Annotated in this window: 20 protein-coding genes; 6 read left to right on the forward strand and 14 right to left on the reverse strand. The window is 72.7% G+C overall.

The annotated features are described in order from the left end of the window. Positions 1-23 precede the first annotated feature (23 nt). Together BLU82_RS19185 and BLU82_RS19190 are read left to right on the forward strand one after the other, a co-directional pair. Complete coding sequence (locus BLU82_RS19185; protein ID WP_197682330.1) at positions 24-1250, forward strand: ROK family transcriptional regulator; 1227 nt, start codon at positions 24-26, stop codon at positions 1248-1250. 70 nt (positions 1251-1320) lie between these two features. Then, entirely contained in the window at positions 1321-2106 is a 786-nt protein-coding gene (locus tag BLU82_RS19190; RefSeq protein ID WP_092622712.1) for an SHOCT domain-containing protein, read from the forward strand. A gap of 247 nt (positions 2107-2353) precedes the next feature. Here the strand turns inward: BLU82_RS19190 and BLU82_RS19195 are convergent, their stop codons facing one another. The 5 genes from BLU82_RS19195 to BLU82_RS36020 all read right to left on the reverse strand — a co-directional run bounded on the left by BLU82_RS19195 (position 2354) and on the right by BLU82_RS36020 (position 6961). Next, positions 2354-2992: an FMN reductase gene (locus tag BLU82_RS19195; RefSeq protein ID WP_092622713.1), complete on the reverse strand. Its 639-nt coding sequence runs from the start codon at positions 2990-2992 to the stop codon at positions 2354-2356. Beyond that, positions 2989-4137: an LLM class flavin-dependent oxidoreductase gene (locus tag BLU82_RS19200; protein WP_092622714.1), complete on the reverse strand. Its 1149-nt coding sequence runs from the start codon at positions 4135-4137 to the stop codon at positions 2989-2991. The genes BLU82_RS19195 and BLU82_RS19200 overlap by 4 nt, the downstream gene beginning before the upstream one ends. A 554-nt stretch (positions 4138-4691) precedes the next feature. Continuing rightward, on the reverse strand, positions 4692-6071 hold the full coding sequence (gene xylB, locus BLU82_RS19205; RefSeq protein WP_092622715.1) for a xylulokinase: 1380 nt from the start codon (positions 6069-6071) through the stop codon (positions 4692-4694). Between the two features lie 50 nt (positions 6072-6121). Then, positions 6122-6778, reverse strand: a complete 657-nt coding sequence (locus BLU82_RS19210) for a DsbA family oxidoreductase (protein ID WP_197682331.1) — start codon at positions 6776-6778, stop codon at positions 6122-6124. Between the two features lie 48 nt (positions 6779-6826). Then, the gene (locus BLU82_RS36020; RefSeq protein ID WP_255367083.1) at positions 6827-6961 is read right to left on the reverse strand and encodes a hypothetical protein; all 135 of its coding nucleotides are present in this window, start codon (positions 6959-6961) and stop codon (positions 6827-6829) included. Between the two features lie 66 nt (positions 6962-7027). Here BLU82_RS36020 and BLU82_RS19215 point away from each other — a divergent pair, with 66 nt between their 5' ends. Beyond that, entirely contained in the window at positions 7028-7699 is a 672-nt protein-coding gene (locus BLU82_RS19215; RefSeq protein WP_092622717.1) for an RraA family protein, read from the forward strand. Positions 7700-7818: 119 nt separating this feature from the next. Further along, positions 7819-8193, forward strand: a complete 375-nt coding sequence (locus BLU82_RS19220; protein WP_092622718.1) for a hypothetical protein — start codon at positions 7819-7821, stop codon at positions 8191-8193. Positions 8194-8446: 253 nt separating this feature from the next. Here the strand turns inward: BLU82_RS19220 and dnaG are convergent, their stop codons facing one another. After that, positions 8447-10378, reverse strand: coding sequence for a DNA primase (gene dnaG / locus BLU82_RS19225; protein WP_092622719.1), 1932 nt, complete (start codon positions 10376-10378; stop codon positions 8447-8449). A gap of 68 nt (positions 10379-10446) precedes the next feature. Here dnaG and BLU82_RS19230 point away from each other — a divergent pair, with 68 nt between their 5' ends. After that, on the forward strand, positions 10447-11247 hold the full coding sequence (locus BLU82_RS19230) for an Fpg/Nei family DNA glycosylase (RefSeq protein WP_092622720.1): 801 nt from the start codon (positions 10447-10449) through the stop codon (positions 11245-11247). A gap of 574 nt (positions 11248-11821) precedes the next feature. Here the strand turns inward: BLU82_RS19230 and BLU82_RS19235 are convergent. Continuing rightward, on the reverse strand, positions 11822-13048 hold the full coding sequence (locus tag BLU82_RS19235; RefSeq protein WP_092622721.1) for a deoxyguanosinetriphosphate triphosphohydrolase: 1227 nt from the start codon (positions 13046-13048) through the stop codon (positions 11822-11824). Positions 13049-13126: 78 nt separating this feature from the next. On the opposite strand from BLU82_RS19235, the gene lhgO reads away from it, so the two are divergent. Continuing rightward, the gene (gene lhgO, locus BLU82_RS19240) at positions 13127-14329 is read left to right on the forward strand and encodes an L-2-hydroxyglutarate oxidase (RefSeq protein WP_092622722.1); all 1203 of its coding nucleotides are present in this window, start codon (positions 13127-13129) and stop codon (positions 14327-14329) included. Positions 14330-14402: 73 nt separating this feature from the next. On the opposite strand, the gene BLU82_RS35175 is transcribed toward lhgO, so the two are convergent. From BLU82_RS35175 to BLU82_RS19270, 7 genes are all read right to left on the reverse strand, one after another. Then, complete coding sequence (locus BLU82_RS35175) at positions 14403-15179, reverse strand: LPXTG cell wall anchor domain-containing protein (protein WP_157741130.1); 777 nt, start codon at positions 15177-15179, stop codon at positions 14403-14405. A gap of 156 nt (positions 15180-15335) precedes the next feature. Then, positions 15336-16037, reverse strand: coding sequence for an LPXTG cell wall anchor domain-containing protein (locus BLU82_RS19250; RefSeq protein WP_092622723.1), 702 nt, complete (start codon positions 16035-16037; stop codon positions 15336-15338). 126 nt (positions 16038-16163) lie between these two features. Further along, on the reverse strand, positions 16164-18866 hold the full coding sequence (gene ppdK, locus BLU82_RS19255; protein ID WP_231947533.1) for a pyruvate, phosphate dikinase: 2703 nt from the start codon (positions 18864-18866) through the stop codon (positions 16164-16166). A gap of 313 nt (positions 18867-19179) precedes the next feature. Further along, positions 19180-19626: a hypothetical protein gene (locus BLU82_RS19260; protein ID WP_157741131.1), complete on the reverse strand. Its 447-nt coding sequence runs from the start codon at positions 19624-19626 to the stop codon at positions 19180-19182. A 113-nt stretch (positions 19627-19739) separates the two neighbouring features. Next, positions 19740-19892: a hypothetical protein gene (locus BLU82_RS34270; RefSeq protein WP_157741132.1), complete on the reverse strand. Its 153-nt coding sequence runs from the start codon at positions 19890-19892 to the stop codon at positions 19740-19742. A 153-nt stretch (positions 19893-20045) separates the two neighbouring features. After that, positions 20046-20294 carry a hypothetical protein gene (locus BLU82_RS19265; protein WP_092622726.1) on the reverse strand — a complete coding sequence of 83 codons (249 nt, stop codon included), beginning with the start codon at positions 20292-20294 and terminating at the stop codon, positions 20046-20048. A gap of 168 nt (positions 20295-20462) precedes the next feature. Continuing rightward, positions 20463-21983 (reverse strand): glucoamylase family protein, encoded by a 1521-nt coding sequence (locus BLU82_RS19270; RefSeq protein WP_092622727.1) that lies wholly within the window; start codon positions 21981-21983, stop codon positions 20463-20465. Between the last annotated feature and the right edge of the window lie 2 nt (positions 21984-21985).

Genomic DNA, 21985 nt, shown 5'->3' on the forward strand with positions numbered 1-21985 from the left:
GTCTGGTGTGTTTCACTAGTGGCATGCTCGAAGGCGTAGGCGTCACGACGTCACGGCCGGCATACGTCCAGCCAGACGGCGCTTCCATGTACTCGGCGGGGTCGCTGTTCCAGTTGCTGCGCGACGGCCGGCCGCGCACGCGTGCCGAACTGGCGGCCGAGACCGGCCTGGCCCGCTCGACCGTCACCCAGCGCGTCGACGCCCTGCTGGCGAGCAACCTGATCGGCCCGGCCGACAAGGCCGCCTCCACCGGCGGCCGGCCGCCCACCCGGTTCGCCTTCAACCCCAACGCCCGGTACGTGCTGGCCGCCGACATCGGCGCCACGCACGCCCGGCTGGCGCTCACCGACCTCGCCACCCAGGTGCTGGCCCAGTCCGCCGACGACCTCCTCGTCGCGGCCGGCCCCGAGACCGTCCTCGACTGGGTCGACCGCGTCGGCCACGAGCTCATCCGCGAGGCCGGCCGCGACCCGTCCGACCTCCTCGGCGTCGGCCTCGGCCTGCCCGGCCCGGTCGAGCACTCCACCGGCCGCCCCGTCAGCCCGCCGATCATGCCCGGCTGGGACGGCTTCGACGTGCAGGGCTACCTGCAGGACCGGTTCGGCGCGGTCTCCCTCGTCGACAACGACGTCAACATCATGGCGCTGGGCGAGCACCACGTCGCGTGGAGCGGCGCGCCGCACATGATGTTCGTCAAGGTCGCCACCGGTATCGGCAGCGGCCTGATCAGCGACGGCCGACTGCACCGCGGCGCCCAGGGCGCCGCCGGCGACATGGGGCACCTGCAGCTCCCGCACGGCACCGACGTCGTCTGCCGCTGCGGCAACACCGGCTGCCTCGAGGCGGTCGCCAGCGGCGCCGCCATCGCCGCCAAACTGTCCGCCAACGGCACCGAGGCCTCCACCAGCTTCGACGTCGTCGCGCTGGCCCGCGGCGGCAACATCGAGGCGCTGCAGCTGCTGCGGCAGGCCGGCCGCGACATCGGCGAGGTGCTGGCCGCCGCGGTGAGCCTGTTCAACCCGTCCGTCATCGTCATCGGCGGGTCGCTCTCCCAGGCCGGCGAGCACCTCATCGCCGGCGTCCGCGAGATCGTCTACCGGCGCTCGCTGCCGCTGGCCACGCAGGACCTCCGCATCGTCCAGTCCAGCACCGGCGACCGCGCCGGCATCATCGGCGCCGCCGTCATGGTCATCGACCACGCCCTCGCGCCGGCCCAGGTCGACCTGCTCATGGCCGCCGCCCTGAGCTGACCCCGTCGCCCGCCACCGCACCGGGTAGCCTCGCGGCAGGACCTCGTCCCCCCGGGAAAGGCGCCGCACCGTGGTCGAGCCCTCGTCGCGCTCCTACAGCGAGACCGTCAAGCGCGGCGGCCCCCGGTCCGCGCTGCGACTGGTCGACCGTGGCGAGGACCCGCGTGTCCTCTCCGCGGACCCCGACGATTTCCTGAAGCCGCCCTCGGTGCCGCTGGCAGTGCTGGGTTTCCTCATCCTGACGGCGTTGTCGGTGCTGGGCGTCCGGTTCATCACGATGGCCCTGTGGACGGACGACCCCATCCTCCCGTGGTTCTGGAACGTGGCCTGGCTGATCGTCCCGTGGGTGGTGCTGGGACCGCTCTGGGGGTGGTGGATCCGGCGGCAGCTGCGCCGGCCGAAGCTCCGTCGCGGCTGCGAGGCGTTCGCCACGATCGCGAGCGGGACCGGCCCGGAACGCGGGCGAGCCACCTGGGTCTCCTACCCGACGGGCGATCCCACCTCCCGGCGGTCCGTCACCGTCCTGGTCGTCGTCGACGCGCCCGGCGGTGAGGCGGTCTTCGCCGACGCTCGTTCTCGGAGCAGGCCCGGCCACGGCCTGTTCACCATCGGCGACCCGGTGTGGATCTGGCGAGGCGGCGACGGCTGGGTGTTCGGCCAGGTCGCGCGGCACGGTGACGACCCGACCTACTCCCCGGCCGACGAGCCGCGCATACCGACCTTCGAGGAGCTGAACGGGGGCAGGAGCCCCGAGTTCTTCGTCGCGGAACTGTCCGAGCTGGCCGCGCGGTATCGCGCCGGCTCCCTCACCCGGGACGAGTACGAGGCGGCCAAGAACCGGCTGCTGGGCATCTGATCGGCGAGGCGCCGAGCCCCTCGGCGTGCGGCCGCCACCCGGCCGCCTCACCGGCGCCGGTCCGGACACCCGCCACCCGGCCGGACGTCGTCGCCCATCGCCCAGCCCCGCGTCGTCACCCGATCACCACCGGGCCTGGCACCCGCCACGTGGCGCCACCCGGGCCACGCACCACCACCCGATCACCACCAGGCCTGGCACCGCCGCGCGGCTCCACCCAGGGGGCCGCGCGCCGCGATCCAGCCGGTCAGTTCTCCGCGAGCAGTTGCTCGAACGGCGTCGGCACGGCGAACGGGTCGGCCGCCTGGCGCGGCTCGCGGTCACTGACCAGTTCGGCGAACTCGCGGGCGCCACGCTCGATGCGCCGCGTCAGCCCCGTCGGGACCGCGCCGTCGCCGTCACCCGCGTTCTCCGCACCCCAGTCGGAGGTCGCCGCGTACACCGCCGTCGGCACGACGATGGCGTGCAGGTACGTGAACAGCGGCCGCATCGCGTGCTCCAGCGCCAGCGAGTGCCGCTCCGTGCCGCCGGTGGCGCCCAGCAGCACCGGCATCCCGTCGAGCGCGTCGGCCTCGACCACGTCGAAGAAGGTCTTGAACAGGCCGCTGTAGGAGGCGGTGAAGATCGGCGACACCGTGATCAGCCCGTCGGCCGTCGTCACAGCCTCGATCGCCTGCTCCAGCGACGCGCTCGGGAAGCCGCTGAGCAGGTGGTTCGTCAGGTCGTGCGCGTGCTCGCGCAGTTCGACCACGCGCAGGTCGACGTCGACGTCGCGGGCGGCGAACTGGCGGCCGGCCGCGTCGGCGAGCCGGTCGGCCAGCAGCCGGGTCGACGACGGCTGGCGCAGGCCCGCTGACACCACCGCGATGCGCCGCGTCGTCGTCATCGGGCGGCCTCCGCGTTCTCCGCCGTCCGGCCGGTGACGTCGTCCTCGGCGTGCACCGTCGCGTCGCGCGCCCCGCCCGCCGCCGCGACCAGCGACCCGTGCGTCGGCGCGTCGGGGATGTGCGCCGGGCGGCCGTTCGCCATCTCGCGGCGCAGCACCGGCACGACCTCGGTGCCGAGGATCTCGATCTGCTCCAGGACGATGTCGAGCGGCAGGCCCGCGTGGTCCATCAGGAACAACTGGCGCTGGTAGTGCCCGACGTCGTCGCGCATGGCCGCGTACCGGTCGATGACCTGCTGCGGGCTGCCCACCGTCAGCGGCGTCTGGTCCATGAACTCCTCCAGCGAGGGCCCGTGGCCGTACACCGGCGCGACGTCGAAGTACGGGCGGAACTCGCGGATCGCGTCCTGCGAGTTGGGCCGCATGAACACCTGCCCGCCGAGCCCCACGATCGCGGTGTCGGCCGGGCCGTGGCCGTAGTGCTCGAAGCGTCGGCGGTACAGGCCCACCATCTGCTTCGTGTGCGACATCGGCCAGAAGATGTTGTTGTGGAAGAACCCGTCGCCGTAATAGGCGGCCTGCTCGGCGATCTCCGGGCTGCGGATCGAGCCGTGCCACACGAACGGCGGCACGCCGTCCAGCGGCCGCGGTGTCGACGTGAAGCCCTGCAGCGGGGTGCGGAACCGCCCCTGCCAGTCGACGACGTCCTCTCTCCACAGGCGGTGCAGCAGCGCGTAGTTCTCCACAGCCAGCGCGATGCCGTCGCGGATGTCCTTGCCGAACCACGGGTACACCGGGCCGGTGTTGCCGCGACCCATCATCAGGTCCACCCGGCCGTCGGTGAGGTGCTGCAGCTTGGCGTAGTTCTCCGCGATCAGCACCGGGTCGGTCGTCGTGATCAGCGTCGTCGCCGTCGAGAGGATGATCCGCTCGGTCTGCGCGCCGATGTAGGCGAGCGTGGTCGTCGGCGCCGACGCGATGAACGGCGGGTTGTGGTGCTCGCCGGTCGCGAACACGTCCAGGCCCACCTCCTCGGCCTTCCTCGCGATCGCCACCGTCGCCTTGATCCGCTCGTTCTCGGTAGGCGTCCGCCCCGTAGTGGGATCGGTGGTCACGTCCCCCACCGTGAAGATCCCGAACTGCATCTCGCGTCACTCCCTCTCGCCGACTGTTGACGTGTCAACAAAATCTAACCGCCACAACCGGCCGGCGTGTGCCCGTATTCCAGAGTGTCACGCCCAGCGTCGCTGTGCAGCCACCCGGACCCGCCGTGGCGTGCGGCTACACGCCCTCCCCCGGCGCCGCGCTGGCCGCCCCTCGCTGCCCCGTCCGCCGCCCCACGAACACAGCGCGGGGCCCGCACGCCATCGCCGTCCGGCTCCGCGACAGGCCCGCCGGGCGTCGCGCCGCCCCGTCAGCCGCAAGCACAGCCACTCAAACAGGCACCCGCGGCCACCATCAGTCGCCAGCCCTGCCACCCACAGATGCCCGCAGCCACCAGCCCAGCACCGCCACCGACACAGACGCCCGCAGCCGCCAGCATCTCGACTCGCACACACTCGCGGCCGCCGTCGCCGTCAGCCGGCCGGATCCGCCGTAGCGTGCGCCTGCACGCCGTCCGCGACGCCTCGCCCCGAGCCGCCACCGCCAGTCGTCCACCGTCAGCCCCACCCAGCTGCCCAGACGCCCGCGGCCACCGTCAGCCGTGCAGCCGTTCCCGCGCCGCCGCGTACGCCTCGCGCACCCCGGCACCCGCCGCCGCGTCGACCGTCGTCTCCAGGTCGAGCGGCCAGGGCGGCGGGGTCGCGGCGCCCGAGAGCGCCCACGCCGCCTGCCGAGCGGCGCCCAGAGCGACGTACTCGCCCGGGGCCGGCACGACGACCGGCGTCCCGAACACCTCCGCCGCGACGGCCCGGACCGCGGCCGACTTCGCCGCGCCGCCGATCAGCAGCACCCGCCGGACCGTCACCCCCTGCGCCGCTAGCGCGTCCACCCCGTCGGCGAGCCCGCACAGCATGCCCTCGACCGCGGCCCGGGCCAGGTTCCGCGGCGTCATCGCGGCGCGCGTGAGGTTGACCAGCGAGCCGGTCGCGTCCGGCAGGTCCGGCGTCCGCTCGCCGTCGAGGTACGGCAGCAACACCAGTCCGCCCGCGCCGGACTCCGCCTCCAGCGCGAGCCGGTCCAGCCCGGCGAGGTCGGTCCCGAGCAGCGTCGCGGCGGCCGTCAGCACACGCGCCGCGTTGAGGGTCGCGACCAGCGGCAGGTGCCGGCCGGTCGCGTCGGCGAATCCGGCGACGGTGCCGGTGGGGTCGGCGACCGGCTGCTCGGCCACCGCGAACGCCGTCCCGCTGGTCCCGAGGGAGACGACCACGTCGCCGGGCTCGAGCGTCAGCCCCAGCGCGGCGCCCATGTTGTCGCCGGTGCCGGGCGCGATGGCCGCGCCGGACGCCGTCGAGCCCGTCACCTCGGCCGGACCCGCGACCCGAGGCACGCCGATGGCCCGGCCGAAGCCGAGTTCCAGCAGGTCGGGACGGTACTCGTTGGTCGCGGCGGACCAGTAGCCGGTGCCGGAGGCGTCGCCGCGGTCGGTCACCGCCTGCTCGGGCCGGCCGGCCAGCCGCCAGCTGAGGTAGTCGTGCGGGAGCATGACCTGCTCGACGCGGGCGGCGTGGTCAGGTTCGTGCCGGGCCAGCCAGCGGAGCTTGGTGACGGTGAAGCTGGCGACCGGCACCAGTCCGACGGCCTCGGCCCACGCCGCGGGGCCGCCGAGTTCGGCCGTCAGGTCGCGCGCGGCGCCGGCCGAACGTGTGTCGTTCCACAGCAGCGCGGGCCGCACCACCTCACCGGCCGCGTCGAGGACGACCATGCCGTGCTGCTGGCCCCCGACGGCGACCGCGGCGGCACGTCCGAGCAGCCCGTCGCCGGCCCGTTGCAGGGCGTCCCACCAGGCGCGGGGGTCGACCTCGGTGCCATCGGGATGGTCGGCGCGGCCGGTTTCGACGACGGCGCCAGAGTCGGCGTCGACGAGCACGACCTTGCAGGACTGAGTGGACGAATCGACGCCGGCGACGAGGGTCATGCCCGCATCATGCCCGTCGCGACCGGGTGTGCGCGACGGCGGGTTCGCCGTTACGCGGTGGGCGCGGCCGCCCGGCTGTACGCCTCCGTGAGGGCGCCGTCGAACACCTCGACCGGCTGCGCCCCGGCGACGCCGTGCGTGCGGCCCATGACGAAGAACGGCACGCCGCTGGCGCCGAACTGGCGGGCGAGGTCGATCTCCGCCCGCACGTCGTCGGCGTAGTCCTCGCCGTCGAGCACCCGGCGGGCCTCGTCCTCGGGGACGCCGACCTCGGCGGCCAGCCGGACCACGTTCTCGGGGGTGCCCAGGTGCACCGACTCGATCAGGTGCGCCCGCATCAGCCGTTCGTGCAGCTGCGGCCCGGCCCCGTGCTCGCGGGCCAGGTGCGCCACCCGATGGGCGTCGAACGTGTTGGCGACGCGCGCGGTGTCGAGGTGGTACTCGAGCCCCTCGGCGGCGGCGAGCGTGGTGACGCGCTCGTTCATCTCCACGACCTGCTCGGCGCTGACGCCGTACTTCGTCCGCAGGCTCTCCGACACCGGGCCGTCCGCGCCCTGCGGCGTCGACGGGTCCAGCTGGAAGCTGCGCCAGACGATCTCGACGTCGCCGGCGTGGTCGAACCGACCCAACGCCGTCTCGAGCCGGCGCTTGCCGATGTAGCACCACGGGCAGACGAAGTCCGACCACACCTCGACCAGCACTGTCACGTTCTCCTTGCGTTCGTTGTGGCGTTCGTTGTGGCGTTCGGGGCGCGATCAGAGGGCGCAGAAGCCGTCGGCGCACTCGCCGTCCGCGCTGTCGGCGGCGCCGAGGACGATCAATCCGGGCGGCGCGGCGGCCGCCTCCTCCGCGTCGTCGACGGCGGTCGTGGTGTCCCGTGGCTCGCTCATGATGATTGAAGCGTCAACGGGTTGTGGGGCATTCCCACGCGGCGGCGTCGTGTTGGAGAATCCACCGTGCACACCACAGAGCAGCGAGCAGAGATCCGCCGGCGCTTCGCCGCCGTCGACACATCGAACGTCGCCGACGCGCTCGACGCCCTCGGCCGGCCCGACCAGGGGCTGGCGCCGTCACTGGCGGCGGTGTCGGGCACGCGGGTGGCCGGTTGGGCCTACACGATCCGCGGCCAGATGCGCCCGTACGCCGGCAGCGGCGACGCCGCGAAGATGGAGGCGTGCCAGGGCGTCGGGGCCGACGAGGTGGCGGTCTGGGCCGGTGACGGGCACGGCGTCTGCTACTTCGGCGAGTTGATCGCGCTGGGCCTGCGCGAACGCGGCTGCGTCGGCGCCGTGGTCGACGGTGGGGTGCGTGACCTGCGGTGGCTTCGGCAGCACGACTTCCCGGTGTTCGCGCGGTACCGGACGCCGGTGCAGTCGATCGGCCGGTGGGCCGTCACCGGCTGGCAGGAGCCGGTCTATCTGAGCGGCGCGACGACGGCGTGGGTGCGGGTTGCGCCTGGCGACTTCGTCCTCGCCGACGACGACGGCGGCATCGTGGGGCCGTCCGGCCTGGTCGAGGACGTGCTGGACGCGGCGGAGCGGCTGACCACGACGGAGGTGTCGATCCGGGCAGCGCTCGCCGAGGGCCTCACCCTGGCGGAGTGCCTGGCCCGGTTCGGCCACGTCTAGCCGCCCAGTCCACAGGGTCGGCCAGTTCGCTTCGTTATCCACAGTGTCCGATTCGTCCCCAGCGGGCTGCGCCGCGAACCGGCAGGGTCGTACCATGACGATCCACGAAGGAGCAGTCCATGAACATCGCGCAGACCTGGACGTTGATCGGCGGCTTCATCGCCGTCATCAGCATCATGTTCACGATGCTGATGCGCCTGATCGACGCCAGGGTCGGCGGGATCGAGAGCAGGTTCGACAGCCGCTTCGACGCCATCGACCACCGCTTCACCGCGATGGACGAGAAGTTCGACGCGCGCTTCCATTCCATGCAGGCGCAGTCCGAGGCTCGCTTCCAGTCCATGGATGCCAAGTTCGGCGCGATGGACGCCAAGTTCGACTCCATCCGCACCGAGATGAACACCCGATTCGACGAGGTCAACCGCCGCATCGACCACCTCGACGGCGACGTACAGGCGTTGACGCGGCACGTGTTCCACCGTGAGGACGGCTGACCGCAAGGCCGCCATCGACGCCGACCGCGGTCGCCACCAGCGGTGCCGAGCGCCAACCGTGAGCGCCGGGCGGCAGCCGGCGCAGCGGCCGTCAGCCGGGCAGCGTCGGTCCGAACGCAGGCCGAGCTGCGGCGAGCTCCAGCCAGCGGAAGCGGCAGTGAGCGGCAGCCGGCCGCAGCGGTCGTCAGCCGGGCTGGGCCGGTCCCCCAGCGCCGACCGGCCCAGCGGCGACGGTCAGCCAGCGGCCGGGGCGTCAGCCGGCGGCGCCGATGCCTCGCTCGCGCAGGTCGCGACGGTGCTTCTCGAGCGCCATGAGCTCGCCGAACAGCCGGTTGTAGACCTCCACCTGCGCCGACGGGTCGGTGCGTTGCAGCTTGGCCTTCAACGCGACCAGCTGCCGCGACACCCACACCTCGTGCAGTCGCAGGACGACGGAGTCGGCGTAGCGCTGCACGGCGTTCTCGTCGACGGGCATGGCTTCGACGGCGAGTTGGGTGGCGATGTGCCGGGCGGCGTCGTCGGGGGCGACGGCGAGGAGCGCCTCGACCCATTCATGCCCACCGGCCTGCGTGGCGCAGCCGCCGGCCTTGGAGACGGTCTCGCGGACGGAGCGGTAGGCGGGCGAGAGGAACGCCTCGGGCGCGAGGTCGTCGAAGGTGGGGCCGGCCAACGCGGGCCGCTGGACGGCAACGCGCAGGGCGGCGCGCTCGAGCTCGAGCGTCTGCGGGTCGACGTTGCCGTGCACCGGGACGCCGAGCGCCTGCTGCCCGGCCGGCGGCGGCGCGGCGGCCCGGCCACGTCCGGCGGCGGCGCGACGGTCGGGAACGCCGGCGGCGGCGCGGACCCGCGACACGACGTCGCGCTCCCAGTTCTCCGAGTGGCCCAGCGGCGGGCCGACCCACCCGGAGAGGCGGACGGCGTACTGGTCGCGGACGGAGCGGTCGCGGATGCGGGCGATGAACGGGATCGCCTTGTCGAGGGCGTGCGCCCGGCCCTCGGCGTTGTCGAGGTCGTACTCGTCGATCATCGACCGGATCGCGAACTCGAACAGCGGCCGGTGCCGGGCGATCAGCTCACGCACGCCCAGGTCGCCGGAGTTCTGCCGCCGCTCGCACGGATCGAGGCCGTCGGGGTCGATGGCGACGTAGGTCTGCCCGACGAAACGCTGGTCGCCCTCGAACGCGCGCAGCGCCGCCTTCTGGCCCGCGGCGTCGCCGTCGAAGGTGAAGATCACCTGGCCGCGGTACTCGTCCTGGTCGCGCAGCAGCCGGCGCAGGATCCGCGCGTGGTCCTCACCGAACGCCGTCCCGCAGGTGGCGACGGCGGTGGTGACGCCGGCGAGGTGACAGGCCATGACGTCGGTGTAGCCCTCGACGACAACGGCCTGCGAGGTGCGCGCGATGTCCTTCTTGGCGAGGTCGACGCCGTAGAGGACGTGGCTCTTCTTGTAGATGGGCGTCTCGGGGGTGTTGAGGTACTTGGCCTCGATGCGGTCGTCGTCGTAGAGGCGGCGGGCGCCGAAGCCGACGACGTCGCCCATGAGGTCGTGGATCGGCCAGACCAGTCGGCCGCGGAACCGGTCGTACGGCGCGTTGCGGCCCTGCGCGACCAGCCCGGCGGTGATGATCTCGTGGTCGCTGAAGCCTTTCTGCCGCAGGTGCTTGCGCAGCACCTCACCGCCCTGCGGTGCGTAGCCGACGCCGAAGCGCTCGGCGGCGGCGTGGTCGAACCCGCGCTCGTCGAGGAACTGCCGCCCGGCGACGGCCTCCGGCGACCCGGCCAGCGCCTCGGCGTAGAACTCCGCCGCGACGCGGTGCGCCTCGACCAGCCGGGTGCGCTGCTCGCGGTTCTGCCGCGGCGCCGGCCCGCCGGACCCGGTCTCCTCGTACCGCAGCTGCAGCCCGACCTTGTCGGCCAGCCGCTCGATCGCCTCCGTGAACGACAGCTGGTCGATCTTCTGGACGAAGCTGATGACGTCGCCGCCCTCGGAGCAGCCGAAGCAGTGGAAGAACCCGCGGGCCGGCGTGACGTGGAATGACGGCGACTTCTCGTCGTGGAACGGGCACAGCCCTTTGAGCGACCCGCCGCCGGCATTGCGCAACGCGACGTACTCGCCGACGATGACGTCGATCCGGGCGCGCTCGCGGATGGATGCGATGTCCTCGTCCCGGATGCGACCTGCCACGCGCCCGAGTCTACGACCGCCGCCGCTCCCGGCCCATGCGACCGGCGGTCCTGGGTACGGACGCCGATATGCCGGAGCTTCCCGACGTCGAAGGGTTCCGCCGGGTGCTGCGCCGGGCGGCCGGCCGGACCATCGACCGCGTCGACGTGACCGACCCCGGCGTCCTGCGCGGCGCCGACCCGGCCGAGCTGCGTCATGCGCTGGTCGGGGCGGCGTTCGCCGCACCGCGTCGGCACGGCAAATGGCTGGTCGGACCGGTGCGGGCCGAGCGCCGGCATCGGGCGGACGAACCGAGCGTGGTGTTCCACTTCGGCATGACCGGCTCGCTGATCTGGACGAGCGGCGACACCGAGCGGCACCGCCACGACCGCGTCGTCGTCGCCGCTGGATCGCGCGAGCTGCGCTACCGCGACCTGCGCAAGCTCCAGGGCATCCGGCTGCTCCCGGACGACGACGGCGTCACGCAGCTGCTGCACGGCATCGGCCCGGACGCTGCCGGAGTGGACGGCGCCGAGCTGGACGAGCGGCTCGGACGGCGCAGTCGCCGGCTCAAGTCCGCGCTGACCGACCAGGGCGTCGTCGCCGGGATCGGCAACCTGCTGGCCGACGAGATCCTCTGGCAGGCTCGGATCCACCCCAGCCGCGAGACCCTGGACCTCACCGCCACCGACCGCCGGCGGCTGCACGACCGACTCCAGGGCGTGCTGCGGCGATCGATGAGGGTAGGCCGGGTGCCGGGATGGCCGAGCTGGCTCACCGGACACCGCGACGACCCGGACGGCGTCTGTCCCCGCTGCGGCACCCGGCTGCGGCGCACCCGGATCGGCGGCCGGACGACGGTGTGGTGCCCCCGCTGCCAACCCACCTGACGCCGCCCCGCCAGCGACACCGCCTGGCAAGCGCATCGTGGCCTGCGCCTGTCGCGGCGCGCGGGCATGGATGGGCGCTGTTGCGGGGCGGTCGGGCCCGGGCGAACGTGGGCCGCGGCGCGTGGTAGGCATGACCCGCCCGGCCCGGGTGGGGCCCACCCTAGGGGCAGGCACCGACAACATCGAATCCACGGGCGAGGCGCGACCAGCGAGCCGCCAAAGCCCACGAGCGAGGCGCGGCCAACGAGCAGCCCGGGCCCACGAGCGAGGTGCGGCGAGCGCGCGTGACGGGCGCTGCTGCGGGGCGGTCGAGCCCAGGTGAACGTGGGCCGCGGCGTGAACGCGCGTGGTAGGCATGACCCTCCCGGCCCGGGTGGGGCCCACCCTACGGGCGGGCACCGACAACCTCGCGCTCACAGGCGAGGCACGGCCAACGAGCGACCCAGCCCACGCACGACGCGAGGCGCCGCCAGTGAGCCGCCCTGGGCCATGGATGCGGCCGGTCAGCCGACAGGCCTTGACCAACGTCCGCGCGGCCTCATCGACGGGCGGCGTGAGGGTCGGCGGCGGCGCGTCAGCCGGTGAGGCGGGCGTGCAGGGCGACCGCGGAGCCGTCGGTGAGAGAGGCGACCTGGTCGACGATGACGCGCAGGCGGGCGGCGTCGTCGGGGGCGGTGGCCCAGGACTCCTGGAAGGCCGGCTCCAGCGACTCCGGCGCCCGCAACCGCAGCGCCGACACCAGCTCCTCGATCAGCTCGCGCTGGCGGGCGTAGATCGGCGCGCGGTCCGACGCCGTCATGACGTAGACGGCGGCCAGGCCCTTGAGCACGGCCACCTCGGCGCGCGTGTGCCGCGGCACCACGAGGTCGGCGGCGTAGCGGGTGAGCCGCCCGCCGCCGTAGGCCGCGTGCGTGGCCCGCTCGGCGTCGTCGCAGAAGCGGCCGATGAGCTGGCTGGTCATGTCCTTCAACGCGGCCAGCGAGCGGAGCCGCCCGTCGTAGGAGCCGACCCAGTAGGGCAGGGTGCGCAACCGGTCCAGCGCCTCGGTGACCTCGTCGACCGGCGCGTCGGGCAGGTACCACTCGCGGGTCAGCGCGGCGACCCGCGCCCGCTCGTCGGCCTCGTCGAGGCGCGACCCGAGCTGCAGCCAGCCGCCGACGACGGCGTCCTCGACGTCGTGGACGCAGTAGGCGACGTCGTCGGAGAAGTCCATGACCTGTGCCTCGAGGCAGCGGCGATCGCCGGCGGCGCCGTCGCGCAGCCAGCCGAACACCTCGGCGTCGTCGGCGTAGACGCCGAACTTGCGGCCGTCGCGCTCGCCGCGCCGCCACGGGTACTTCGTCGACGCGTCGAGGCTGGCGCGGGTGAGGTTGAGCCCGGCGGACCGGCCGTCGGGGTGGGCTGCCTTGGCCTCCAGGCGGGTGAGCAGCCGCAACGTCTGCGCGTTGCCCTCGAATCCGCCGATGCCGGCCGCGATCTCGTCCAGCACCTGCTCGCCGTTGTGCCCGAACGGCGGGTGACCGAGGTCGTGCGCGAGGCAGGCGGCGTCGACGACGTCGGGGTCACAGCCGAGCTCCTTGCCGAGCTCGCGGCCGACCTGCGCCACCTCGAGCGAGTGGGTGAGCCGGTTGCGGACGAAGTCGTCGCTGCCGGGCGCCACCACCTGCGTCTTGGCCGCCAACCGCCGCAGCGACGCCGAGTGCACGACGCGGGCGCGGTCGCGCTCGAACGCCGTGCGGACCGCCCGCTTCGGTGGCTCGGCCGCCCACCTCTCGCGGTCGGCGTCGTCGTAGCCGCTCATCACTGCCAGAGGTTACGCGGCCCGCGGCCACCGCGCGTTCGGTACCCTGGCGCCACCGTCACCGGGGGGAGTGGCCGCATGAGCGTCCCGTCCAGTTTCGCCGTCGTGGGCGGCGGCATCGTCGGCTCGGCCGTCGCCCGCGCGCTGGCCCGATCGTCCGACGCCGCCACCGTCACCGTGCTGGAGAAGGAGGCCGAGCCGGCCCGCCACCAGACCCGCCGCAACAGCGGCGTCGTGCACGCCGGCATCTACTACGCGCCCGGCTCGGCGAAGGCCCGGTTCTCCCGCCGCGGCGTGGGGCTGCTGCGCGACTACTGCGCGGAGCGGGGCCTGACGTACGACGAGTGCGGCAAGGTGATCGTCGCGCTGGACGAGTCGCAGCGGCTGCGCCTCGACGACCTGCACGACCGGGCCGTCGCCAACGGCGTCCCCGGCGTGCGGATGCTCGACGCCGACGCGCTGGGCGAGCTGGAGCCGCACGTGCGCGGCGTCGCCGGGCTGCACTCCCCCACGACGGCGATCGTCGACTTCGCCGCGGTGGCGGCCGCGTTGCTGGCCGACGCCGCCGATGCCGGCGCGACGGTGCGGACCGGGTTCGAGGTGACGCGGTTCCACCAGTCCGACGACGAGGTGCGGGTGACGGCCGCGTCCGGCGAGACGCTCGCCTTCGACCGCGTCGTCGTGTGCGCCGGGCTGCAGTCCGACCGGCTGGCCCGCATGGCCGGCGACGACCCGTACCCGCGCATCGTCCCGTTCCGCGGCGAGTTCGCGCTTCTGCGCCCGGAGCGGCGGCACCTCGTCAACGGGCTGGTCTACCCGGTGCCCGACCCGCGCTACCCGTTCCTCGGCGTGCACCTGACGAAGCGGGTCGACGGCGAGGTGATGGTCGGGCCGAACGCCGTCCTCGCGCTGGCCCGCGAGGGCTACCGCAAACGCGACGTCGACCCGGCAGAGCTGATCCGGCTGGCCCGCTGGGACGGCTTCCGGCGGTTCGCGTGGGCCAACCGGCGTACGGCGATGAACGAGCTGTACGGCTCGATGAGCCGGCGCCGGTTCGCGGCGGCCGCCCGGCAGTACCTGCCCACGCTGACGGCCGCGGACCTCCTGCCCGCGCCGTCCGGCATCCGGGCGCAGGCCATGGACGCCGACGGCACCCTGGTCGACGACTTCCGGTCCAGCCGCCGCGGCAACGTGCTGTGCATCCGCAACGCGCCGTCGCCGGCCGCGACCGCCTGCCTCGCCATCGCCGACGATGTGACGGGCGAACTGCTGGCCGGCTGAGGGACGACGCGGGCCCGGGAACGGGTCAGGCGCCCGGCCCTGAGGACCGAGCGCCTGACCGGACGAGCGGGTGTTACGGCTTCACGAACCGGTGCCGCAGCGCGAGCAGACCGGCGACGACCAGCGCACCGGCCAGCGCCAGCAGGCCCGCAGGCGAGCCACCGGTGTCGGGCAGCTCACCGCCCGGCGTCTCCGACGGAGACTCGCTCGGGGTCAGCGTCGGCGACTCCGACGGCGTGCCACTCGGCGACTCGGACGGCGACTCGCTCGGGGTCTCCGACGGGGTCTCGCTGGGCGATTCCGACGGCGACTCGCTCGGGGTCTCCGACGGCGACTCGCTGGGCGACTCGGACGGCGTCGGCGTAGGCGTCTCGGTGGGCTCCTCGTCCTGGTAGCCGCACACGAACCAGTGGCTGATCCCCGGGTACTGGGTCTCGCCGTCGAGTGGCGGCGAGTGCAGTTCAGTCCACGGCGACTCGGTGCCCTCGACGGCGTAAAGGGTGTAGGCCGGACCGCCCTTCACCACGATCGCCGTGATGACGTAGGAGTCGTCCAACTGCACGACGTCGAGGAACTGATCGTCGTCACCGTAGACGGTTCCCTCGATGACGCCCTCTGGGAACTCCTCGCCCTCGGGCTCGGAGTCGAACAGCGTCTCGCCGGGGGTGAGCAGGCCGGCCAGGGCGGCGTTGGCGAGGAACGCCTCGTCCTCGCAGTCCTGAGCGTTGCCCTGGAAATAGTTGTGTGGATGGTCGTTCGGGTGCTCGACTTCGTCACCGGCGGCCGCCGGGACTGCGGCCCCCAGGGCGATCGCCGCGCAAGCTGCGGCGATGAATGTGATGCGACGCACGATATGCCCCTCGAATGAAGTGTTCACTGCATGACACAGGCCGCTGCGGAGGCAGACGGAACATATCGGACCTCCGCCCGGTAGGGCAACACAGCACGCAGAGACACGCCGGGCGCACGACCACGGAGGTCGTGCGCCCGGCGGCGTCGGCGATCGTTACGGCTTCACGAACCGGTGCCGCAGCGCGAGCAGACCGGCCGCGACCAGCACGCCGGCGGCCATCAGCAGGACCATCGGCGACGAGCCGGTGTCCGGCAGGTCCTCGCCCGGGGTCTCCGACGGCGACTCACTCGGCGTCTCCGACGGCGACTCCGACGGGGTCTCACTCGGGGTCTCCGACGGGGTCTCACTCGGGGTCTCCGACGGGGTCTCGCTCGGGGTCTCCGACGGGGTCTCCGTCGGCGGCTCGGTGGGGGTCTCCGTCGGAGGCTCGGTCGGCGGCTCCGTCGGCGGCTCGGTGGGCTGCTCGTCGAAGTGGACCTTGCAGATCGTGTAGTTGCTGATCTGCGCGGGCTCGCCGGACGCGTTCTCCGGCGCGTGCAGGTGGGTCAGGTCCGGGCCGAGGTAGACCGCGGTCTGCGGGCCACCCTTGACCAGGACGGCGAGGTCGATGCCGCTGGCCTCACCCTCGGGGGTGAGGACGACGTCGAGCCACTGGTTGTCGTCGGACAGGGTCACCGTGAACCAGCCGTGCTCGATGATGTCCGGCACATCGGCACTCTCTTCCCAGATGACGTCGCCGTCGACGATGCCCTCGCAGGACTTGACGTTTCCGTCGAGAATCTGGTCGGGCTCGTTGTGGTCGGCGGCAGCGGGAAGGGTGCCGAGCAGTGCGGCACCGACGGCTACGGCAGGCAAAACGGCAGCAAAGTACGCAAGACGGCGCATGATGCCTCTCGATGTATTAAGACGCGCAAATTCGACAGAATCGGACGGAGGCTATCGGATCAGCCCACTTGGTCGCAATTCGTCTCACATGTCCGTTCAGCGGCTGTCGCTGCCCTCCGTGACCAGGGCGGCCCGCCCCGCTTCGAGCCGCGCGACGGGCACGCGGAACGGTGAGCAGGACACGTAGTCGAGCTTGATCGACTCGAAGAAGTGGATGGAGTCAGGGTCGCCGCCGTGTTCCCCGCAGACGCCCAGCTCCAGATCTTCCCGAGTCTCTTTACCCTCCCACGCGGCGATCGAAACCAACCGGCCCACACCGTCGGCGTCGATCGACTCGAACGGGCTCACGCCGAAGATGCCGCGCTCGAGGTAAGCCGGGAAGAACGTGGCCTCGACGTCGTCGCGGGAGAAGCCCCAGGTGGTCTGGGTGAGGTCGTTGGTGCCGAAGGAGAAGAACTCGGCCGCCTCGGCGATGGCGTGCGCCGTCATCGCCGCGCGCGGCAGCTCGATCATCGTCCCGATCGGGAACCGCAGGGTGGTCCCGGTCTCGGCGGCGACCTCGGCCACCGTCGCCTCGGCCATGTCGCGGATCGCCTCCAGCTCCTGGACGGCGGCGACCAGCGGGACCATGATCTGCGGCCGCGGGTCCAGCCCGCGCGCGAGCAGCGACGCCGCCGCCTCGGCGATGGCCCGCACCTGCAGCTGGAACAGCCCCGGCACGACCAGCCCGAGCCGCACGCCGCGCATGCCGAGCATGGGGTTCTGCTCGTGCAGCCGCTGCACCTCGGCCAGCAGCGCGGCCGCCTCGGCGTCCGGCGCGCCGGTCGCGTCACCCACGGCCACGCGGACGGAGAGGTCGGTGACGTCGGGCAGGAACTCGTGCAGCGGCGGGTCCAGCAGCCGGATCGTCACCGGGAAGCCGTCCATGGCCTCGAGGATCTCGGTGAAGTCGGCGCGCTGCAGCGGCCGCAGCTCGTCCAGTCCGGCGTCGCGCTGCTCGGCCGTGCGGGCGAGGATGACCCGCTCGACGATCTTGCGGCGGGCGCCGAGGAACATGTGCTCCGTCCGGCACAGCCCGATCCCGGCGGCGCCCAGCTCGCGGGCCCGGCGGGCGTCCTCGCCGGTGTCGGCGTTGGCGCGTACCTCCATGCGGCGGCGTTCGTCGGCATGACGCATGAGCCGCAGGACGGCGGCGACCACCTCCTGCCGGACGGTGTCGCCGTCGGTCGGCGGCGCCGCCTCACCGTAGAGCGCGTCGACGACCGCCGACGGCACCACCGGGACGGCGCCCAGGAAGACCTCGCCGGTGCCGCCGTCGATGGAGATGACGTCGCCCTCGACGACGCGGGCGCCGTCGGGCGTCGTGAACTCGCGCGCCCGCGGGTCGACCCGCAACGCCTCGACGCCGACGACGCAGGTGCGGCCCATGCCGCGGGCGACGACGGCGGCGTGCGACGTCTTGCCGCCGCGCGACGTCAGGACGCCGCGCGAGGCGACCATGCCGCGCAGGTCGTCGGGGTTGGTCTCGCGCCGGACGAGGATGACGTCGTCGCCCTGCTGGGCCCACTCGACCGCCGTCGCGGAGTCGAACGCGGCCTTCCCGACGGCGGCGCCCGGGCTGGCCGCCATGCCGCGCGCGATCGACGTCCGCGCGGCGGCGGGGTCGAACTGCGGGAACATCAGCTGTGCCAGGTGCGCGCCGGTGACCCGCGCGAGCGCCTCGTCCTCGTCGATGAGGCCCTCGTCGACCAGCTGGCCGGCGATGCGGAACGCCGCGGCCGCCGTCCGCTTGCCGACCCGGGTCTGCAGCATCCAGAGCTTGCCGCGCTCGATGGTGAACTCGATGTCGCAGAGGTCGCGGTAGTGCTTCTCCAGCGTCTCCATGATGTCGAGCAGCTGGTCGTACGAGGCCTTGTCCAACCGCTCCAGCTCGGCCAGCGCCAGCGTGTTGCGGATGCCGGCGACGACGTCCTCGCCCTGCGCGTTGGGCAGGTAGTCGCCGTAGACGCCCTGCTCGCCGGTGGCGGGGTCGCGGGTGAACGCGACGCCGGTGCCGGAACCGGCGCCGAGGTTCCCGAACACCATGGCGACGATGTTGACGGCGGTGCCGAGGTCGTCGGGGATGCGCTCCTGACGACGGTAGATGCTGGCCCGCTCGGTGTTCCACGACTCGAAGACGGCGCGGACGGCGAGGTCGAGCTGGGCGCGCGGGTCCTGCGGGAACTCCGTCCCGGCCGCCTCGCGGACGATCGCCTTGAACTCGGTGACGAGGTCGCGCAGGTCGTCGACGGTGAGGTCGACGTCGGACTCGGCGCCGCGGTCCTTCTTGCGCGTCTCCAGCGCGTGGTCGAAGCGCTCGCCGTCGACGCCGAGCACGGTCTTGCCGAACATCTGCACGAGGCGGCGGTAGGAGTCCCACGCGAACCGCTCGTCGCCGGCGACCGCCGCCAGCCCGGTCACCGAGATGTCGGTGAGCCCGACGTTGAGGACGGTGTCCATCATCCCGGGCATCGAGAACTTGGCCCCGGAACGCACCGACACCAGCAGCGGGTCGGTCGCGTCGCCGAGCCGCTTGCCCATCTGCGCCTCGAGGCCGGCCAGGTGCCGGTCGACCTCGTCGGCGAGGCCGTCAGGCTCGCGTCCGGTCGCCAGGTACGTGCGGCATGCCTCGGTGCTGATGGTGAAGCCCGGTGGAACGGGAAGTCCCAGTGAGGTCATCTCGGCGAGGTTGGCGCCCTTGCCTCCGAGCAGGTCGCGTTGGTCCCTGCTGCCCTCGGTGAAGTCGAAAACGTACTGCACAGGCCGGCCCTCCGTGTCGCGTACGGCATCCAACGTGCGAAGTTGCGCGGAGCCTAACGACGCGCGCCGAACGGCCGCTTGGACCACTTCCGGACCAATCGCACGGAACGCGAGCGCTCCCGCGACCCGTACATCTGTGACCGCGTCCGACCCCACCGCCATGGTGGGCGGCGCGTGACGCACGGCACACGCACTGGTACGGACCTCTCCCTACCAGTGGATGTGGTCCTGGTCTGATGTGACGTCCTGGTCTGCTGTGACGCCACGGGGCCGATTCCGGCGACCTCGCGCGACGACCGACCAGGACGTGACGTCAGACCAGGAGGCGCGGGCGCCACCACGGGAACGGTTCCTGACGCACCGGACACCGCTCGATCACGGCCGCGAAGCGCTCCGCCAGTTGCTTCCGGTCGTGGCGCGCCAGCTCCCAGCCGTAGCGCACCACCTCCAGACCGGCCTCACGGAGCTTCCACTCGCATTCTCGCTGGTCGGCCACCACTCGTCCGGCGTCCGGACGGTTGTCGTACTCGAGTGATCCGTCCCGTTCGAACGCCAGCCACCGGTCCGCGAGGAGGTGGTCGACGCGATAGCGGCCGGCCGCGGTGTCGATCCAGGCGTTCGACGCGGGCGCTGGCAGGCAGTGCTCGATGAAGGCCAGCCGTCCCAGCGACTCCAGCGGGCTCTCGGCGTACGGATCGGCATGCTCGATCACCCAGGAGGCATCGCGGCTGCCACGCCAGCCCGACTCGGCATCCAGCACCGCCCGCAGCTCTGCCGCCGTCATCGACGTAGACAAGTCGGCATCGGCAACGACCAGGGCGTCGGCACGAGGTGCCGTCCGTGCGATGTCGACGACAGTGCGAGCGAGCGAGGTCAGCCGGCAGCCGTCGTGAAACGCGCACTGGTCCCGAGCAGCGCGGCCACCCGCACGGCGCCGTAGCGGCTGTTCACGGCCGAACCCGCGCCGTCGGCCAGGTAGACCAAGGGCTGGTCGGGCGGCGCGCCGATGGCGGGCAGGCCGTGCACGACCGCCGCGCGCGAGCCGCTGCACAGCCCGGCCCGCTCCAGCCGTCCCAGGCGTTGCCGGGTGATCCGCCGCGACTCCGCCTCAGCGAGGGAGAAGACACCGTGACCAGCGCGGAGCAGGCGGGTGATGTCGCCAGGCAGTATCGGCCGAGGTCAGCCGGACGAGGACGTCCCGCCGGGGAGGTCTTCGCCGATGGTGTCGCTGAGCTGGTCGACGTTGAAGACGAGCCAGACGAAGATGCCGGCCGCGAGCGCGGACACGATGATGGTGCCGAGCGAGAACTTCGAGTGCACGGCCTTGTAGATGACGAACACGATGGCCACGGTGACGGCGACTGTCCGCAGCACCGGCTGCAGGTCGACGGCGGTCGTCGTGGCCCAGTCGAGGATCCCTGCCTGCATGCCTTCGAGGATACGGACGGGTCCGCTCCCCCGCCGCCCCTCGCCCATTTCGCGGGACGAGGGTCAGCGGGCGGGGCGGGGGATGCCGGCAGGGGTAGGCGCGGGCGTCCGAGCGAGGAACGAGCGAGGCGGGCGGGGCCGGCATCCCGCGCCCCGCCCACATCACCGTCAGCGGAAGTTGGTGAACTCCTCCATCGCGATGACCGGCTTCACCGCCGACTGGACCTGCGGCGTGACGAAGGCGTCGCGCAGCAGGTCGTCGGCCAGGGCGTTGCCGATGGCGCCCATGATCATGCCCTGATCGAGCGACAGGAAGTACTCGTCGACGGTGCCGGTGTCGACGTTGACGGCGTCGCGGAAGCCCCAGTCGGAGTAGATGTCGAAGTCCCGCTCCAGGTTGGCGAGGTTCTCCATCGTCTCCTCGGGGGCGTAGCGCAGCGCCAGGAACGACGCGTGCGGCGTGACGACGCCGTTGGTGTAGTCCTCGGGCTCGGGCAGCGGCTGGGCCGGCTTGTCGCAGCCCTCCCAGCCGTAGTCGACCAGCGTCGCGTCGTTGTTGGACGGGTAGCCGTTCGGGTCCATCCCGATCGCCTCGACGCCGTAGACGTTGTAGCCGCCGTTCGTGTTGTTCGACGGCGAGAAGCCCCAGTAGCCGTACTGTGCCTCCTCCAGGCCGTGCTCGATGTGCGCCTGGACGTAGTTCGGGTGGTTGACCGCCCAGCTGCGCCGGCCCCAGCTCTCCTCGGGCACGAACAGCGTCGGCATCAGCGCCTCGAACATGCTGCCGCCCCAGGCCGGGACGATCTCCATGCCGCGGTACTGGTACGCGCCCTCCCAGACGTCCTGGCCGAGGTAGCTGCGGTGCTCGCCGACGGACTTCTGCTCGGTCCAGTTCCAGTCACAGGTGTTCGGGAAGCTGCGGAAGGTGCCGAAGTAGGCCTTGCGCGGGATCTCGCGCTTGGCCATGCCGATGTAGGTGGCGATGCGGCTCTCGCTTACGAGCGTGTCGTAGCAGCACGGCGCGGCGCCGGTGCTGGGCGCGTAGTGGAACAGGATGCGGTTGACCTCGGGCCGGTAGTAGAACCCGAAGTCCATGCTGTCGAACAGCTCGCCGGCCGGCTCGGCCAGCTCCGGTACCGCCTCGCGGACGACCTGCAGGCCGGTCGCGAGCCAGCCATTGTCGACCGACGAGTAGTGCGGGACGACCGTGCTGCCGTCGTCAGGCCAGACGGTGATGATCTCGCCGGTGCGGTGGTCGTACCAGTTGAAGAACTGGCCGCTGCCTTCGTCGCGGTCCAGCCCGGCGAGGGTGTCGAGCGTGACGGACAGCCGGTCGACCAGCTCGTCGCGGTCGATGATGTCCAGCTCCTCGGCGACGACGGCGCTCCACATGTAGGCGCCGATGTTCGTCGTCGACGTCTGGACGCTCCTCGTGCCGTCGGCCTTCAGCTTGTCCGCGGGCATCCCGCTGGCCTCGTCGGTCATCGCGACGAACGAGGCCCAGGTGTCCTCGGCGTAGCGCTGCAGGGCGGCGCGGTCGGCCCGCGAGAGGCCGTCGCCCGGCCGGTCCGCGGACGCGGACGCGGCCGACGGCGCGGGCGGCGCGGCCTGGGTCGGCAGCGCCAGGCCGGCCACCAGCGCCGTCGCGGCGACCGCGGCGACCGCCTTCAGACGTGGTCGTAGCTGCATGG

It is taken from the genome of Jiangella sp. DSM 45060 (assembly GCF_900105175.1).
Classification (GTDB): Bacteria; Actinomycetota; Actinomycetes; order Jiangellales; family Jiangellaceae; genus Jiangella.

Bases quoted from the DNA above. Each gene is read 5' to 3' on its own strand.
- xylB (WP_092622715.1), bottom strand. From the start codon at position 6,071: ATGACCCTCGTCGCCGGCGTCGATTCGTCCACTCAGTCCTGCAAGGTC.
- BLU82_RS19270 (WP_092622727.1), bottom strand. From the start codon at position 21,983: ATGCAGCTACGACCACGTCTGAAGGCGGTCGCCGCGGTCGCCGCGACG.
- BLU82_RS19265 (WP_092622726.1), bottom strand. From the start codon at position 20,294: ATGCAGGCAGGGATCCTCGACTGGGCCACGACGACCGCCGTCGACCTG.
- lhgO (WP_092622722.1), top strand. From the start codon at position 13,127: ATGAGCGTCCCGTCCAGTTTCGCCGTCGTGGGCGGCGGCATCGTCGGC.
- BLU82_RS19235 (WP_092622721.1), bottom strand. From the start codon at position 13,048: ATGAGCGGCTACGACGACGCCGACCGCGAGAGGTGGGCGGCCGAGCCA.
- BLU82_RS19195 (WP_092622713.1), bottom strand. From the start codon at position 2,992: ATGACGACGACGCGGCGCATCGCGGTGGTGTCAGCGGGCCTGCGCCAG.
- BLU82_RS19220 (WP_092622718.1), top strand. From the start codon at position 7,819: ATGAACATCGCGCAGACCTGGACGTTGATCGGCGGCTTCATCGCCGTC.
- BLU82_RS19185 (WP_197682330.1), top strand. From the start codon at position 24: ATGCTCGAAGGCGTAGGCGTCACGACGTCACGGCCGGCATACGTCCAG.
- BLU82_RS19200 (WP_092622714.1), bottom strand. From the start codon at position 4,137: ATGCAGTTCGGGATCTTCACGGTGGGGGACGTGACCACCGATCCCACT.
- BLU82_RS36020 (WP_255367083.1), bottom strand. From the start codon at position 6,961: ATGAGCGAGCCACGGGACACCACGACCGCCGTCGACGACGCGGAGGAG.
- BLU82_RS19230 (WP_092622720.1), top strand. From the start codon at position 10,447: ATGCCGGAGCTTCCCGACGTCGAAGGGTTCCGCCGGGTGCTGCGCCGG.